The sequence below is a fragment of the Ferroacidibacillus organovorans genome (genome assembly GCF_001516615.1).
GTDB classification, from domain to species: domain Bacteria; phylum Bacillota; class Bacilli; order Alicyclobacillales; family SLC66; genus Ferroacidibacillus; species Ferroacidibacillus ferrooxidans_B.
The window spans coordinates 39,072-55,064 of sequence record NZ_LPVJ01000035.1; the positions used below are offsets into that span (position 1 = coordinate 39,072).

At 53.2% G+C, this 15,993-nt stretch carries 19 protein-coding genes and 1 pseudogene; 14 read left to right on the forward strand and 6 right to left on the reverse strand.

The window, feature by feature from the left end:
- Positions 1-61: 61 nt before the first annotated feature.
- From ATW55_RS16325 to ATW55_RS09115, 13 genes are all read left to right on the forward strand, one after another.
- Positions 62-1,225, forward strand: a complete 1,164-nt coding sequence (locus ATW55_RS16325) for a hypothetical protein (protein ID WP_067716007.1) — start codon at positions 62-64, stop codon at positions 1,223-1,225.
- On the forward strand, positions 1,203-2,441 hold the full coding sequence (locus ATW55_RS16100; RefSeq protein WP_067716012.1) for a ParA family protein: 1,239 nt from the start codon (positions 1,203-1,205) through the stop codon (positions 2,439-2,441). The genes ATW55_RS16325 and ATW55_RS16100 overlap by 23 nt, the downstream gene beginning before the upstream one ends.
- The gene (locus ATW55_RS09065; protein WP_067716017.1) at positions 2,438-3,208 is read left to right on the forward strand and encodes an SAF domain-containing protein; all 771 of its coding nucleotides are present in this window, start codon (positions 2,438-2,440) and stop codon (positions 3,206-3,208) included. Before ATW55_RS16100 ends, ATW55_RS09065 begins: the two co-directional genes overlap by 4 nt.
- A complete protein-coding gene (locus ATW55_RS09070; protein ID WP_067716022.1) occupies positions 3,205-4,515 on the forward strand; it encodes an ATPase, T2SS/T4P/T4SS family in 1,311 nt (436 codons plus the stop codon). The genes ATW55_RS09065 and ATW55_RS09070 overlap by 4 nt, the downstream gene beginning before the upstream one ends.
- Before the next feature lie 13 nt (positions 4,516-4,528).
- Positions 4,529-5,440, forward strand: a complete 912-nt coding sequence (locus tag ATW55_RS09075; protein ID WP_153005093.1) for a type II secretion system F family protein — start codon at positions 4,529-4,531, stop codon at positions 5,438-5,440.
- 12 nt (positions 5,441-5,452) lie between these two features.
- Positions 5,453-6,259, forward strand: a complete 807-nt coding sequence (locus ATW55_RS09080) for a type II secretion system F family protein (protein ID WP_067716031.1) — start codon at positions 5,453-5,455, stop codon at positions 6,257-6,259.
- A gap of 70 nt (positions 6,260-6,329) precedes the next feature.
- Positions 6,330-6,530, forward strand: a complete 201-nt coding sequence (locus ATW55_RS09085; protein ID WP_067716034.1) for a hypothetical protein — start codon at positions 6,330-6,332, stop codon at positions 6,528-6,530.
- A 22-nt stretch (positions 6,531-6,552) separates the two neighbouring features.
- Positions 6,553-6,849, forward strand: a complete 297-nt coding sequence (locus ATW55_RS09090; protein ID WP_153005094.1) for a hypothetical protein — start codon at positions 6,553-6,555, stop codon at positions 6,847-6,849.
- 70 nt (positions 6,850-6,919) lie between these two features.
- Positions 6,920-7,372, forward strand: coding sequence for a hypothetical protein (locus ATW55_RS09095; RefSeq protein ID WP_067716041.1), 453 nt, complete (start codon positions 6,920-6,922; stop codon positions 7,370-7,372).
- Complete coding sequence (locus ATW55_RS09100; RefSeq protein WP_153005095.1) at positions 7,336-7,884, forward strand: hypothetical protein; 549 nt, start codon at positions 7,336-7,338, stop codon at positions 7,882-7,884. The genes ATW55_RS09095 and ATW55_RS09100 overlap by 37 nt, the downstream gene beginning before the upstream one ends.
- Before the next feature lies 1 nt (position 7,885).
- Complete coding sequence (locus ATW55_RS09105; RefSeq protein WP_067716051.1) at positions 7,886-10,330, forward strand: Ig-like domain-containing protein; 2,445 nt, start codon at positions 7,886-7,888, stop codon at positions 10,328-10,330.
- Positions 10,331-10,451: 121 nt separating this feature from the next.
- Entirely contained in the window at positions 10,452-10,961 is a 510-nt protein-coding gene (locus ATW55_RS09110) for a prepilin peptidase (protein ID WP_153005096.1), read from the forward strand.
- Positions 10,962-11,013: 52 nt separating this feature from the next.
- Positions 11,014-11,613 carry a tyrosine-type recombinase/integrase gene (locus ATW55_RS09115; protein WP_067716059.1) on the forward strand — a complete coding sequence of 200 codons (600 nt, stop codon included), beginning with the start codon at positions 11,014-11,016 and terminating at the stop codon, positions 11,611-11,613.
- 142 nt (positions 11,614-11,755) lie between these two features.
- On the opposite strand, the gene ATW55_RS09120 is transcribed toward ATW55_RS09115, so the two are convergent.
- The 5 genes and pseudogenes from ATW55_RS09120 to ATW55_RS09135 form a co-directional block, all read right to left on the reverse strand.
- Positions 11,756-12,553, reverse strand: coding sequence for a spermidine synthase (locus ATW55_RS09120; RefSeq protein ID WP_160327208.1), 798 nt, complete (start codon positions 12,551-12,553; stop codon positions 11,756-11,758).
- A 25-nt stretch (positions 12,554-12,578) separates the two neighbouring features.
- Positions 12,579-12,749 (reverse strand): hypothetical protein, encoded by a 171-nt coding sequence (locus tag ATW55_RS16330; protein WP_160327209.1) that lies wholly within the window; start codon positions 12,747-12,749, stop codon positions 12,579-12,581.
- Between the two features lie 200 nt (positions 12,750-12,949).
- Positions 12,950-13,315, reverse strand: coding sequence for a fused MFS/spermidine synthase (locus ATW55_RS09125; protein WP_067716070.1), 366 nt, complete (start codon positions 13,313-13,315; stop codon positions 12,950-12,952).
- Positions 13,316-13,732: 417 nt separating this feature from the next.
- Positions 13,733-13,888: pseudogene (locus tag ATW55_RS09130) on the reverse strand (IS1595 family transposase); the annotation flags it as partial.
- 528 nt (positions 13,889-14,416) lie between these two features.
- Positions 14,417-14,791 carry an SCO family protein gene (locus ATW55_RS09135; RefSeq protein WP_067716078.1) on the reverse strand — a complete coding sequence of 125 codons (375 nt, stop codon included), beginning with the start codon at positions 14,789-14,791 and terminating at the stop codon, positions 14,417-14,419.
- A 184-nt stretch (positions 14,792-14,975) separates the two neighbouring features.
- Between ATW55_RS09135 and ATW55_RS09140 the strand changes: the two genes are divergently transcribed.
- Positions 14,976-15,740, forward strand: coding sequence for a sensor histidine kinase (locus tag ATW55_RS09140; RefSeq protein ID WP_160327210.1), 765 nt, complete (start codon positions 14,976-14,978; stop codon positions 15,738-15,740).
- Positions 15,741-15,804: 64 nt separating this feature from the next.
- Here ATW55_RS09140 and ATW55_RS09145 read toward each other — a convergent pair.
- A partial coding sequence (locus ATW55_RS09145; RefSeq protein ID WP_067716086.1) for a transposase domain-containing protein occupies positions 15,805-15,993 on the reverse strand: 189 nt, incomplete at its 5' end.

Here is a 15,993-nt window from a genome sequence, read left to right on the forward strand (position 1 = left end):
CCGACTCATCAATATGTTTCCAAATTGTATTGTCATTCCAAACGGGAAGGAGAAGGTACCCTTGCTGTATTTGGCATTTCCCACTGATCTCAGAGATCGCTTTAAAGACAGTGTTTGGCTCGCCTATGCCGGAAGAATTCAGGATACCCGGTTCGAGCCGGCAGATACGCTCGTTACCTGTGAATGGATGTTTCCCGAGCGAGATGCACTGCTCCAAACCTTGGGTCGAGTTCGGCAATCCGGTGCCCGTGTCGTGTTTGTGGGCGCGGCGGCGCACGAATCGGACACTTTCAAGCGCGAACTGTGTCTTCAAGGCATCTATGACTTTTTGTTTGTCGGCGAGGAGCTCGTTTTACAAGAACTCGACGCGTTGCTTGGACATGCCCGCTCTGCGCAAGATGTCGCGGTGTATCTGCACCGTGAAGAAGAAAACGTGATCGAACCGCCAAAGCTCGTCGATGTGTTCGAAGGTGCGGACGAACCGTTCACTTGGGAGCCACTCGAACAGGACGGGCAGGCACCAAGTGGGGATCGATTTGACACGCTGTTTCAACCGAATTCTATCGGTAGCTCCGCGACAGGCGAGAAGAAGCAAGGTGCTGTGAAACGTCTGGTACGCCGGTTTGTCTGGCCGGATCCTGCACCAGTTCGAGTCCGCATTCTCGGAGAGCGCGGGTGTGGCAAGAGTTTCATCGCCCTTCAACTTGCAAGTTTGTGCCACGCAAATGAACTTCCTGCGGCCGTGGTGGAAGAGGAACCCGCAACCCTCCAGCAGTGGTGCGACGCGTCCTTCTCGTCTCATATCTATGCCTCAGAGCCACCGAAAGGCTATCGTGTCATCTTTGACACGAGGGCGGACGGGGATATGCCCTTGTCAAACATCGACCTGATTCTAGTCGTCACATGGCCGGACGATGCCTGGATGGGGGATAAACTTCTACCCCTGCAAACTAAGCCCGGCGTGCACGACCGTGTCATTTGCGTTGTCAATCATGACACGGTGGGACTGTTGGTCGACAAGGATCACACCGTGCAGACGGTCGCCATTCCCCATGAGCCGCGTCAGTTTCATGCGATGCGGATGCAGACACCGCTCGTTCATCTCGATCCGCATTTCGCAAAGGCATTTCTCCCAATCGTTCGGCGCATCTCGACGGCCTTCGTCGATCCCGCTCGACAGACACTTGATGGAGGTGATGAACATGCTATTGCTACTCGAGTTTGATCGTATTAAGCATGCGGAGGCTATTTCCGTAGCGGAACGCGTGGGGATTAAGCTTTGCGCAGTGGATCACGAGGATCAGTTGTTGCAGTTGGACGCATCCGCCGTCGAACTCGTGCTGATTGGCCGTGAATGGCCAGTTGATGTGCTGCATCGATTGCGCGAGTCGGGATTCAATGGTCCGTTCATCTGCGTATCCTCCGCATCGGAAGATGCACCTGCGTACCAAACCGCCAAGAACCTCGGTTGTGTCGATGTCGTGGCCTATCCCTTACCAATGGAATACCTCAAGCGCTGGGTTCAACCCGCAGAACCGGAAGAATCGAAGGCGGAAGAATCGACACCGGTCACAACAATGGAGGCCATTCTCAATCGACACAGTCCACCGAAATCAGTTGCGGCAAAGGGTACAACCGAACATCAACAGACTCATGACGACCCGGAACCGCCGATGCGCGGACGGGTCGTTTGCATTCACAGCGCCCGCGGGGGTGTAGGGAAATCCACCTTGACGGCGCTCCTGGCTCGCGCACTTGTAGGGCAGGGGTTGACGGTTGGCGTCATCGACCTCGATCCCAAGGGGAACCTGCAGTCCATCCATCACCTATCGGCCGCGATGACGACGGACGACTTCACGCGACTGCCTGCACAAATGGACGAGGTTGCGCTTAAAGAATCCCTCGTCCAAGTGGATGATTGGTATCTATTGCCGAGTGGTCGGGCACGGGACGGTCTCGACGACGGGGCACTCCGCCGTGTGGTCGGGCAGTTTGGCTGGACTTTTGATTTCACCCTCATCGATACGAGCCCATCCGCCCCTTCCACATATACGGCACTCGAACTGGCGGATCGCGTGGTGTTTGTTATGACGCCGGAATGGATGGCGTTCAAGCGATTTCTCGAAGAGTATGAACTGGTGCGCCATATGAAGATGCCAGAACGGGTGGTCGTTGCCGTCAATCGAATTCGAAAGGGCATTTCAGAACATCGGCGTGCCCTTCGTCTGTTGGACGAGGCACAGGTTACGTCGGACGTGGTGCATATCCCGGAAGATCGGCGACTGTACCGCGACATCATGACCGCTTCGCCGCTCGCGGGGAGTCGGAATGTATCCGATGCACTAGACCATTTGCTCGGTGCGCTTCGCGTAACGCCCGTCTTGGAGCATGGGCGACGGAAGTTGCGATTTGGAACGTTACGGGAGGTGATCTCAAAGTGAGAAAAAGTACATTCTCCTTTGTACTTGGCACACTCTGCGCCGTGCTGGCCGGTACCATTGGCTCACTCGCGCTTTATCGGGCGCTGAACACGGAAACCGTCGTCGTCTCTACCCACACGCTTTATCCCTACACGCGTATCGACGCGAGTGACGTCACCACGGTGACGGTTCCGAAAACCAGCGGCATTGCAGGCTTAGCCACAAACGAGTCTTCAGTCATTGGACACTATCTTTCGTATGCCGTTCCCAAGGGGGATCCGGTTACGACTGGGGACTTGAACCCTTCAGGTGGCAGCTTTTCGACCTTTTTGACCCAGTACACCCAACGCACCGGGCAGACTGGCATGCTCATGTCGCTCCCTGTGCAAAGCCCGCTGGCGTCGGTGGTCAATCCTGGTGAGCAGATTGCCTTATTGGTGCCCCAACAAAACGGCGCGACGCAGACACTGACGACAATCGAACCGGTCCCCGTCCTGAATGTGCTCCAACCAGCTAAAGGGGGAACGCCTACGGCGCTGCTCATCTTCGTCAGTGAACAGAACTACAAAATCCTAGCACCTGCGGTTCTGAAGAACAACGTCCAAGTGGCGCTGATTCCGCAAAACGACTCGTTCGCGGCCCCCGGATCCATTCCGCTTGCCAATTCGCCTTCAGCGTTTCCCACAGCGAGTGGCACAGTGCCCACGACGCATGTAACCACCTCGCCACCCAAGACAACGGGATCCACTGGTTCGAGCACAACCTCCAACGGGGGTGGTCAAGGATGAGTGCAGTCGTGGATCGATACATCGAACAATTGAAGGCGGTCGTCATCAACCACCCGCGTCTGCGGGAACCGGGCATGACACGAACGGACATGCATGCATTTTTGTACCGCCTATGTGCGGAACCAGGGACATTTGTGCCGATGGAGCACCGGGAGAAGGTGATCACGACACTGCTTGATACCTGGTTTCAATTCGATGTCCTGCAGTCTGTCATGGCGGACCCGCTCGTGACAGACGTACATGTCATCGGCACGACGACCGTCGTACAGCGAAACGGGCGTAAGTTCGAGCATGCGGATGCACGGTTCGCATCAGAGTTGGCCCTGGGTGAATTCATCGAAAGGCAACTTGATGGGACGCCATACCTCTACTCGCAGTCGGATCCGCTGGCGGACGCGATTTTACGGGGTGGCTACCGCATGAATGTCGTGGGCGGTCCCGGTACGCGCTATACCATCCACGACGCTGAGGGACGAATCGTGACGGAGCCACGAACCATCGTCAGTATCCGCAAACCGATTTACCCGTTCAACCTCGATGACCTCGTGAGCCTGGGTCTGCTCGATGCGGACACGCGCGCTTTTATCCGACTCATGATGCAACTTGGGGACAGCTTCATCGTGTCAGGAGGCGTCGGGTCCGGTAAGACCACCCTCATGAATGCCATGACAGGCGATATTCCAACAGGACAACTGAATCTCATCATCGAGGAGTTGCCCGAAATGGCACCGCTTTGTGAATGGGCCATTCGGCTCACGGATCGGGCAGAGAATCACGAGGGCAAGGGGCGAATTGACATGGCCCGAAACCTGATCAATTCACTGCGGATGAACGCAGACAACGAATTCATCGGCGAGGTGCGCTCTGCCGACATCGCGTATCTCTTCCTGCGCATGAGCTTGATTGTAAGGAGACAGACGGGAACGACGTTTCACAGTCACGTGGGTCTCACATCGGGCGTCGAAGGTGTCTTGACAAGATTTTTGTTAGAGGCGGCGGATGGTTCCAAAGCCGGGGCCTCGTATTTGAACATTGCCGGGATGATGGGGGACAAGATCCGGTTTGTGTTCACCCTGCGCGATACCCGCTACGGAAAACGAATCACGGAGATTGGCGAAATTCTCGGGTTTGATTTCGGAGAACGAGCCCTGCGTTGGCAGCCAATTCTGACCTACGACGCAGCGGCAGACGTGTTTCGTTTTCACGGCATCACGGACGCCATGATGGAACGGGCGAGTGTGGAGGGCATCGACGTAACGCTGCCACGAAATCAAGAAGCGGTGCGGTTGTACCGCATTGCCACGTGAGGAGAGGATGGAGTTGAGTGTTTTGTTAGAATCTCGGCTGTTCGGTTTGTCCGTAACTGTGGCAATCGTCTTATGGCTGTTCGGACGAGAACTTCGAAATATGGCATGGTGCGAACGGTTCCGTGACGTCATGTCAGCACAACCTGCCAGACAGAGAAGGACGAATCTGTTGTCTCAGTATCTCGACCGGATCGCAGCGCACTATCAGATACTCGATAAGTCATACACGAAGCGAACCGCCGTCATCCACGTTGCGGTTCTTTTTGTGTTGTGCTTCGCCGTCACAGTCGTGCTCCACTATTTCATTCTCTTTGGGTTCGCACTGAGTTTGGGTGTGACACTTCTACTCTACGAGCGCTACTGGGCACGTCTGGCACGGCGGCGCCGGGAGGATATCCTGAACGCGTTCCTGCGTCAAGGTGTGGAGCGAGGGGTGCATGTGCTCACTGCAACGGGGCGACTTGACGACGCCTTTTCGCGCATGGCTGACGCTGTTCGTTACGATCCGCTCCGTTCAAGGCTTCGGACCCTCTGTGATTTGAGCGCCTCCCCCCAGTTTGCGACGCCAGAAGATGCGTTTGCCCACTGGGCGAACGGGCTCGGCATCGAGGACATCGCGCACTTTGCGCTCGCCACGCGTGAGGCGAAGAAGTACAGCGTGCCGCTGGACGAGCTTTGGCTCGACATGGCGGAGATCCAAGGCAAGGAACTCGAATATATCCGCCGCATCCGGGCGGAGACGGCACATCAACGGACGGGCGGGTATTGGTTCTACGGCATGCTCACTGGCAGTTTTTTGTTGGCGTATCCATTTGTTTCTTCGCACTTGAACGAAGTGACCAAGGTAATCTTCTGGACCACGCTTGCGGTCATGACGGTGGGGCTGTACCTCATCGTCCGCCGGAGTCAGGTCATTGAGGCGTAGGGGGGAATGAACATGACATGGCTGTCCGCAGGATTTGGTACGTGCGTCACGTTGGCGTGGCTGTGTTTTTGGCAATGGCGCGTGCAGGCGTGGCAGGAGTTTCGCAAGCGTGTTCTCAGCGACGGACAAGTCAGGCCCAAACGAAGAAGACTGCGTTCCTATACTGCGTTGCTTCAGCAGGAGGCCGTGGCCATCGGAACCCCGAAACAGGCGGCATTTTGGCTGCGAACTGTTCTGCTGGCTTCGGCCGTCTTTTTAGCCTCTGCCGTTCTTCTGCGGATGGGGATGCTCCTGTTTCTTATCCCGGGGACGTTTGCGGCTCCCCTGCTATACGCTCGCATATCGGCTCGTACGCAGGTGCGCAAGCTGACAAAACAGACACGCGTGACTTTGATGTTGATGGCGTTTCTTGTCCGTGCAGGTGCGACCCTGTCGGATACACTCGCGACGTTGGAACAGCGGCTAGGTTCGCCCATCAGAGATAGGCTGCGAGAGGTGAACGCACAGAAACGGTATGCGACACTCCCAGGAGCGCTGGAAGCCTTGGCAGACTCAACGGGTGTGCCACAACTGAGGGAACTCGCTTCCCTCGTCTCGGAATCGGAACGAAATGGGACACCCGTGGCCGACGCGCTCATTCGGAGTATGCAACTCGACATGAAGATGCGCGACGCTACAGCCGCCGAACGCTATGGGAAAGTCCAACTGGAGGTGGCCATGTATGCGACGCTGCTCATCGCAATGCCGGGGTTCGGGTTTGGCATCTATGTGATGCTCACGTTCGCGCTCCACCTCCTTGGCACATGGAGCCTGGGCTGAAGCGTTGGCACTTCGCTGGCACCCTCGGGTCGCCCAAATAAGTGATGCTTGGAGGGGAGGTGATGTATGTGTGACAAGCCTACGAAAAAACCTGAAGGCGCTCTGCCGCTTTGTGCAGGCGGAGGGCGGCGGCATGATGGACGAGTATGTGACGATGGTCGGATTTTGGATATTTTCGACCATCGTCGTGCTCGTCGCCGCAGGGCTCATCTGGTCTGCACTGTCTGGTGATTTACAAGCGATGGTGAAGGATCTCACAAATCTGTTTTGAACCCATGGGAGGGAAAAATCACATGACAAAGTGGAAACGCGCAGTCCGCTGGGTGTTGGTGGACGCAGGCAATACAGCCGAAGAAAATACAAATCGGGGTCTCTGGTGGCTCGTTGGAATCATCGCGGTGACTCTGATTGCTGGCATTGCCTACTTCATGATTGGTCACCTGTTGACACAAGCGCAGGGAGGGGCCGCCAGTGCATCAACCAGCCTGTCTTCACAAAGTGGGTTAACGCAACTGGCCCAACAGGCGGAGAGCGGCTCGCTTCAGGTCGGTACGTCATCCGTCGGGAGCGGCGGCTACAAAGCGCCGTAATCACCAGTTTTGATGTTCTGGGGTGGGCCAGTCGGTCTGCCCTTCATCTTTTTTAGAGGGGGTGCATTCGTTGCCTAGCCAATTGATAACGGCTCTGTTTGCCATCTGCGTCAGTTTCGCTGTCGCTGTCATTTTGATTTTGGCACCGCCGCTTGTAGACACGAAGATTAAAATGGATGCCATTGCACAGGATGCCGCGCGGGTCTACGCGATCACAGGTGATATTGGGGCAACACAGTCCGAAATCAACGCGGATCTGATGGCAGCGCATCTTCCGACCACGTGGGATGGCCAGACGCTTGTCTCGGTCACACCGACAATATCAGGAAGTAACCAACCAGGGTATGCACTCGATTCAACGCCTACGTCCACGAATGCCAACGTGCAGATTCAGTATAATGCGCCAATTCCATTTGACAGGGCATTGACCTTGTTTGGGGGACCCGCACTTGCCGCAACGGTTCCGATGACCGCCTCCGCAACGCAGTGGAACGAGGTGCAGTACACGGGGGTTGGGCCATGATGGCGCGCTGGAAGTCGGGTTGGGCCTGGTTTCGTGCAGAGGGCGGCTATACGTTCGGTCTCAACTTTGCCCTGCTGTCTGTGACGGTCGGCATGATTTTTCTTCTCATATTTGCGTGGTTCGCATCGGGCCTTGCTGCAGGCACCGAACTGCGGCGAGCGACCACTGCGGCCGCGCTTGCCGCACAGTCACAGGTCACTCAATCCGTATCCGCTTCAGGCACGGGATTCCTCACTTCGGCGGGTTGGGCACTGGATGGATCATACGCGCCTGCGGCACAGCAGATCTTTACGAACGAAGTGTCCGAACTGCATCTGAACCGGGTGTTCGAGAACCTGTCATTTCAGACAAGGGTCAATGGAAACCGGGTGACGGTCACGGCTTCGGGCGAATTTTTGCCGGTCTTTCTACAGTCGGCTGCAGCGCGGGTTCCCGGGCTCAAAGCGTTATCCGTTCCGATGCAAGTGACGGTTCCTGTGGAATACAAAGTCGTTGGAGAGGGGGGGTCTTGAGATGGAGCGAGAAACACGGATGCTACTTTGGACGCTGTTTGGCATTGGCGTATTGACGGTCGCTTTTCTCCCGGCCGCTTGGTCTAGTCTGAATCACCAAACAGCAACCGGGGTAAAGTCAAACGCGAACATGGCGCAAGTATTGTGGGGACAGTCCCAGTCCGTGCCACCGTATGTAACAGGATGGGCGGGTGACACCAGTGTTCCCATTATCCCAGGCGCTGTGAAACCACATGTGGCGTCCATCTCGTGGGATACGTCCACGTGGGGGCCACAGCTTGTCATCACTGGATACGGATTCGGCAACCCACCTGCTCCCGGAAAGACGTCGCTTACGATTGCGGATCAAAGCCGGGGCTGGGTGGCTGGGAATGCTTCCACCTACGGCGTGCAGCCCGTGATTACGCTCTGGCGCAACGACCGGATCGTGGTGAGCGGATTCGCCAGTTATGGGGAATCGGACATGAGGAACTGGTCCGACGGACAAGGAAGCTGGGTATTTTCACCGGGAGACGCGCTATCGATTCAGGTGACGAACCCGCAGACAGGCAGCACGGGGAAGGAGGACGTAATTTATCCCGTAAGCGCTCCCACGCCGACGCTGACGATGAATCCAATCCCTGTGCTCGTTACGGGTTCACAGATGACCTTCTCGGGACAGGTGACATGGAATGGCCAACCTCTGTCCGGCCAGGCAGTGAACGTATTCGTCACGGCCGGTACCCTCGGTGGTACAGCCTATACTGACGACGCGAGTGAGCATGTGGTGTATACGGATGGTAACGGACATTTTTCGATTCCCTACTCGGCGAATACGGGCGGCGCGATTACGATTACAGTCATGGCGGATGGGGTCACGCTGACGAAATACGCCACGGTTCTCAGTCCCAACTTGGTCGTGCAGGTGGACGTGCCGACACCGAATCTAAGCCTGCCCAGCGGTGCGGTAAACACATGGAATGGCAACGTAACCGACTTTCCGTTCTACGCATTTTCAGAGCTACCCATCAACATGAATTTCCCTTATCCGGCACAGAGCGTGACCGAAGGGACAAATACGCTCTGGAACCCGGACTCGGCCATGAATCTTTGGGTTGTCCAGAATCCCAACTTTCCAAATGGTGTCCAGTTTGACCATACCACGGTGACGACTTCTTCTTCCGGAACCGCCGAGATAAGCCTGCTCGACGCTCTGTCCAATGGCTGGGTCGATGATTTTGAGGTTATCTATGTAAACGGCAAGCCTGTGGCGATGTCGAACGGATCTTACGGCGCAAACGCACTAGAATTTAAAGGCGTACCGATGTTTTCAAGCAACACAGAGCAACTCCCGGTGCAGTTGCATGCGGGGCAGAACGACATTGTGATCGAGGGCATCAATACGGATGGATTCAACGGAGCAAGCATGCAACCCGCCTTTATGGATCTGAAGATGACGGACGCAAACGGGAATCTCCTTGCCTCCACTGCCGATGCCGCAAAGTGGCAGAGTACCGGCTACATTCAAGCCACCCCATCCTCGTGGCAAGCTGCAGCTACGGAGTACATTTTTCAGGAGGGCAGCGGACAGGCCGTTTATCAGGAACGGACGAGCACAGCACTGGTTGGGCAGAGGTATCAAGTGAGCGGTCGACTCACCTCTAACGGAAACCCCGTGGCGAATCAGGCGTTAACACTCTCCACGTCGGGCGGTTCTGTATCCGCGAGCGAGGTCACAACCGATGCACAGGGTGATTTCAGCGCTACTTTTACTGCTCCACATACACCCGGCACATATGACATTACGGCGACTGGGGCAGGGACAACCGCGAGCACAAGGGTAACCGTGACGCAGAACCAACTGGTAAGCGGCCCGATTATGAATGGCATGCCGTCACAGTGGACCGGGAACTGGGCATCGCATATGTACCTGACCCATTTACCCCAAGGCGCACAGATTCTCGCCACCAACGGATCACAGCCAACGGCTGCTTATTTTCAGTACGGAAATGGCCAGGTGCTCGTGGACACACAAACCGTCGAATATTACTACGACAACGCCAGTTGGGCGACGACGGAATGGAACAATATCATCCGCGATTTTATTCAACCAAGCAAAAAACCTGTATTGCTGCTCTATGGTGGCGCGAACTGGGGAAACAACGCGCAAGCGGTGAGTTCCGTGCGACAGGCCGTCCCCGGCGCAGCGGTAAGTTCCCTGAATACGCCCACAATCCCGAACATCAGCCAATACGGAACGATTGTCGTAAATGCAGTGCAAACCGCTGGATTTGAGCAGAATCTGGAGCAGGTGATGCCACAGCTGGATGCATGGATTCAAAATGGTGGGACGCTCATCTTCGACTCGACGGCTCAGGAGAACATTCTGTGGCGTGTTGGCCCGGACGGAATATCAAACGTTTGGGATTTGGCACCGGAGAACGATTTAGCTGGAAACGTACAGTAGGGATGTTTCTCAAAAAAACAATGCCACTCGCGTCACACATCTCTGCAACTTCGGTGCCTGTTTATCCGATTGTTCATAATTATCGGGATGACCATGGCTTAATTCAAAAGAAGGTGAGGAGTTGATTTCCGCGTTTATGTGGCACGCATTGTTCGGTATTCAAACCAGTGATCATCATGGGTGGACGATCCATCCTCAGGCGATATGGATTGCTTTGCTCGTCTTCTCAGCAGTCGCGGCATGGTTTGACGTAAGGGTGCGCCGGATTCCGAACCTGTGGAACCTTTGTGGGGTCTGTGCCTTTTTGGCACTGCAAGCCGAATGTGGGGCAGGAATCAGCGCGGGCATCTCTATGTTCATCACCGGAGCATTACTGTTGATTCCGACCCTGTGCGGAATATGGGGGCAGGGAGACTGGAAAATGGCGATGGTCTATGGGGCGGCACTTGGCGTGCTGCCCACGCTTGTCGTTTGGTGGCTGGCCATGTTACTGGCCAAGGGGAGTAGCGTTCTGGTGAGAAAGTTGGACATTAAACGGGTCAATAATAGCGCAAAGTTGGGTCTGCCGTTGGCCGCCTTTGTGTTGGTAGCAACTATTATGGTCTATGCGGGAATGTACCTGCTTCGATAAATCAGATGCTTCGGTCTCTTTGTCCGTGTTTCTCGAAGGAGGCTCGATTTATATGCGTATATCCGTTGCATCGAACAAGTTTCTGACCCTCCGCGCACAGGAGGGGTATTCCTCCCATACGATTCGGGCCTATCGGCTGCAGCATAACCTATTGATTCGAGACATCGGGGACGTCGAAATTGACACGGTCACGTTGGGACGATTACGTGAGCACTTGCATCAGCACGTGCACCTGAAACCAAGCAGTATCGGTCACAAGATCCGTGCTATCAAGAGCTTGTTCAAGTGGCTGGTGGAGGAGGAACTTCTGCTACGCAATCCCACATTGAGGTTAAAGGAGCCCAAGCAAGGAAAGCGCGTGCCAAAGGCGTTAACGATTGATGAGCTGGAGTTGCTGCGGGACTCATGCACGAGTTCATTGGAACATGCTATGGTGGGATTTTTCTTTGCCACAGGCTGTCGAGTAGGAGAAATCAACAGACTCGACCGTACTGCAATTGACTGGCAGCGCGGTTGCGTGAACGTGTTCGGTAAGGGCAACAAAGAGCGGGAGGTGTACTTTGGGTCCGAGGCCCGCATTTGGTTGCAACGTTACTTGGATAGTCGCAATATCAGAAATTTCTCGGTTCAAAGGTCATCCTTGAATGCATGACATAATGGAGAAAAGGGGAGCGAGCAACCATGACAGACATCTCAATCCTGGATGTACATATCCATACCACGCATGCCTCAGTATTTGGTCGTCCTCGCAAAAATACTTTTTCCACATTTGGTGAGAAAATTTAGTCTTTCGGTTAGTTCCTATCGTAGGCAAAAACCATCGAATCGGTCAGCATTTCGACCGATGCATGGTTGTCTGTGAGCAGCATGCTTCCATCTACAACCGCGTTCGTTAACGGTTGTAAAGATGACGGCCACTCGTCAGCAATCGATTCCAAAGGACTTGCCGCAGAAATCCTTCTGAATGCGCGGGTCGTCAGCGGGTGCTGCGCACCAATCAGTAAGTAGTTGAAATCACCTCGCGCCTTGACGCGGTAAACGTCTGGATACACCGTAGTCAGGGTTTTTTCAAACGCTTTCAGCATCGGCGACTTGGGATTCGTCACGTTCAAATTGAGCGCAACGACGCCGTCTGGTGTCAACCGATACCGAATCTCCTGAAAAAACTCCTTCGTGATCATGTGTGGCGGAATGTAAATCTCATTGATGTACGCGTCGACGATGACGATGTCGAACTGTTTCCCAGGCTGCCGAATAAACATGCGGGCATCTTCATTGACAACCGTAGCATCAGTCGGCTTTAGCCCGAAGTATCGATAACCAAGCGGGATCACGGACGGATCAATCTTCACACCCGTGACGTTCATTGCTGGGAAATACATCTTGTCGTACACCGAGAGTAGATGTGGAATGGTGCCGCCTGCGGAGCCAAGGACTGCAACGCGCCGAGGGGTAGCCGTTAAAAAGGGAATCAACAGGTAATCGTCGTAGTAGTCACTCCTGTTCAATGCATTCCCAGGTCGGCTAACAGACTGTACGCCGCCCCTCTCATTATAAATCAGTGCGGTGGCACCGTCTCTCTGACGTACCACCTGCACATACTGGTAGAGCGTATCTTTAACTCCACAATACTTTCCCGTAAGGGCTGTGAACGCCAGTGGATACTTTCACATCACCCGTGGCAAATGCTACAAGCATTACGATGGAGACAGAACCCACGTTTACACGCATCGCTCGCCGTAAGCCAAACGCGCTGATGACATTCAGAACGCCCGACCAAATCAGCAACGTTTGCACGACTCCCAGGTAAGGTATCGTTCCGAACGCAGTGCCGAATGTGCCAAACAGACTCTCAAGCGTAGAAAACGTGTATAGGTTCCCAGCGACCTTCCCTGCACTGTCAGAAGTATGGCTCGTCAACCGGATCGCAAATGGACTTACCATAGTCAGCAAGAACACGGGGGCACAAACACAAACACGATGCCAACCTAGGACAGCACAATGGTCGAAACGGGTGTGTTCATGATGCCGGATGAGAGGTTGCGAAAAATGAGGTGCCCCCAGAGTGGTAGAGAAGCCATCCACAACCCGGCTGCGAGTGACAAATGCATGAGGAGGCTTCGATTGGGATACTTGTCCGCAATCCGGCCCCCAATAAAGTATCCGACGGACAGCGCCAACAGAATCATGCCAATAATGTTTGCCCAGACGATCATCGATGTGCCAAAGTATGGTGCGAGAAACCGTGAAGCATCCAACTCCAAAGCCATCACAGATGCGCCAGTACAGAGGACATAGACATAGTAGAAACCGACACCGAAGTCGCCGTTTGTGGCATTGTATTTGGGGGACATCGCCTCACCTCCAAATAGTTTATTTAGGCTCTTTTCGTAAAGATTGTTGCTAAAAATCAATTGTATTTGAAGAACACATTACATCGGAAGAAGCATAGCCAATATCAGACCCGTTTTTTGAGCACAATAAGGATCAACAGTATAACAGCAACAATCCCAGTAATTGTTAGACTGACACTCAACGACCTACGCAATATCTCTAAAACATAATCACGCATCGGTACAGTATAGCTGGTGCCGTTTACTGTAGAGTGAAATGAATCGGGTAGGAAAATGATGCACAAAGCAAGTGAAGTAACGAACGTGTATACCCATGTCTTTACGAATATCCTCTCCACGATTTACCCCCTGGGGAAAGTTATTGGAATAGCGATCCTCTTAGACGGTTCGAAGATATTGTACCGTAATATCGTTTCGGCCTGCACTGAATCGACTGTCACGGATTTCTTCGGCAACTTTGTCTAACTTTAACCGTGGCTCAGGGAAGAGAGTGTTCTTGATTGCCTTAAACAAAGCGAGTTTTTCGGCTTGACTCAATTCATCGAAGTCTTCGTATAGATCCCTCCAACCCATTCAAACCGCTCATCGTCCGAGATGTGTCGAATATTGTTTAAGGAGCAACAATCTATACGAAAACAGCCTATATTTAAGCAGATTTTCGGGAAAATTCTAGCATTCTATCACCGGGATATCCCAAATCACACAGCAGTAACTATCATATCTACGCGTATATTCAAGGACACCCAGGGACCAGCAGTCGGCAGAATAAGTCTAATTACGATTTCTGCAATGATTTGGAGTTTTTTTACACGGACAAACTTCAGTTTCACAGTCGAATACACATCTTCAACTCCAGTTGGCCCGCGCCAAAATGTTATTAATGTCGTCTAATACTTCGTTTGAGCTGAGGTCTGCGGTATTGTAGGTCTTGCGGATGTTCCCGTTTTGATTGATTAAATCAGTCTTTAAAACATGTTCGAAATACCCTGGTTTGGCCCCGGCTCTGACCTGGATTCCCCATTCTCGCAAAATTCTTTTGGTCTGCTCTGGGGTTGCGCGAAGGAAATACCATCCGCTGTAGTTGGCGTGAAAGTGATTTGCCTATTCCTTAATGACGGGTAACGTATCTCGCGTCGGGTCAAATGTGATGGAGACAAAAACCACTTTGTTTCCAAAGTTCCCGTCCTTTTCGAGCTGGTTTTGTATTTGTTCCATCCTATAGGCTGTGAGCGGACATTCGTCCGGACAATGCGTGTGAAACCAGGCTACAACCCGAATCTTGCCGTCCAGACTGTCAAGCGATATTGTTTTCCCTGTAATGTCCGTTGCGCTGAAGTTGGGAGCTTGTCCTGCAACTGGCAGATTCCCACCTCCTTCACGGATCATATAGAAGAGTCCACCAATGATGCCAGCGACAAGTATCAACGTTAGGGCCCAAAATCCCAAAGTGAGAATGCGGTTTCGATGAATGTTCATAGACTTTCTCCCCGACTGCGATGATGTTGCTCAGCTAAGTGAACATGGCAACAAATAAACACATTAGCAAGGAAGTGTAGAGAAAATGTGTAGAGAGCGTGCACACACTTTCTCCATAAGTATCTGTTACCCTCACGCTGTTCATGGGATCTAGCCGATGGGCGGATATAAAGAGGTGTTTTATGTGACTTTCAAGACGGTGGCCGGGAAAATCGGGTTATCGGTAATTTTATTGGTTCTTGTTGTATTGCTTGCGTTGTACGTGTCCCTTGACCAACTGTTTATTCGCGTCCTTTATGTCCAAGGAGAATCGAGACTTGTCGTTTCCACCTTTGCCCACGTTCAGTGGTTGATTATTTTAGCGGGCATCGGATCGGTCATGCTGGCAAGCGGGCTCACTTTGTTTTTATCGAATCGTTTGGCTAGTCCGCTGATACAGATGGAGTCGGTGACCAAGGAAATCAGCAAGGGAAATTATCACAAGACGGTACCTGTACAGGGCGAGGATGAAATTGCTCGCCTAGGACGTGCCATTAATGATTTGGCCCGCCATTTGGACCATTTGGAGTCAACGCGCAAAGAATTTTTGGCGGATATCTCGCATGAGTTGCGGACGCCTCTGACATACATTCGAGGGTACAGTCAAGTTTTGTTCGAACACCTTGTGTCATCTGAGAATGAAAAGGATGAGTATTTGAAATTGATCTTTGATGAGTCCGAGCGAATTGAGCAACTCATCGTAAACCTATTTTCCTTGGCACAGGCAGATGAAGGGACTTTGCGAGTGAGTCCGGAACCAGTAGATATTGCACACCTTGCGGATAAAGTGATCCGGCGGATGCAACGGAAGGCAGCTGATAAATCGGTTACTTTGCAGCTTGTTGCCAAAGTATCTCCCGTTGTCTCGGCGGATCCGTTACGAATTGAACAGGTGTTGTTTAATTTGTAAGCGTAAAATAGCCACCACGTTAATGAAACGTAGCGGCTAGAAATAGTACGTGTATCGGTCAAGATCACTTGTTTTTCGCAGCCATGTTCCATGGCAGTAACGTGTTCATCGCTTCCGGATCCTCAAGGTCGATGTTCGGCATTTGCTCAAACAGGAATTGAAGATAGGTCAATGGATCGAGCCCGTTTTCTTTCGCCGTTTCAACGATGCTATACGTGATCGCGCTCGCCCGTGCTCCTCTTGGTGTATTTGT

Excerpts from the sequence above, each read along its gene's own strand:
- ATW55_RS16100 (WP_067716012.1), top strand. The coding sequence starts at position 1,203 with ATGCTATTGCTACTCGAGTTTGATCGTATTAAGCATGCGGAGGCTATT.
- ATW55_RS09070 (WP_067716022.1), top strand. The coding sequence starts at position 3,205 with ATGAGTGCAGTCGTGGATCGATACATCGAACAATTGAAGGCGGTCGTC.
- ATW55_RS09080 (WP_067716031.1), top strand. The coding sequence starts at position 5,453 with ATGACATGGCTGTCCGCAGGATTTGGTACGTGCGTCACGTTGGCGTGG.
- ATW55_RS09090 (WP_153005094.1), top strand. The coding sequence starts at position 6,553 with ATGACAAAGTGGAAACGCGCAGTCCGCTGGGTGTTGGTGGACGCAGGC.
- ATW55_RS09105 (WP_067716051.1), top strand. The coding sequence starts at position 7,886 with ATGGAGCGAGAAACACGGATGCTACTTTGGACGCTGTTTGGCATTGGC.
- ATW55_RS09115 (WP_067716059.1), top strand. The coding sequence starts at position 11,014 with ATGCGTATATCCGTTGCATCGAACAAGTTTCTGACCCTCCGCGCACAG.
- ATW55_RS09125 (WP_067716070.1), bottom strand. The coding sequence starts at position 13,315 with ATGTCCCCCAAATACAATGCCACAAACGGCGACTTCGGTGTCGGTTTC.
- ATW55_RS09135 (WP_067716078.1), bottom strand. The coding sequence starts at position 14,791 with ATGAACATTCATCGAAACCGCATTCTCACTTTGGGATTTTGGGCCCTA.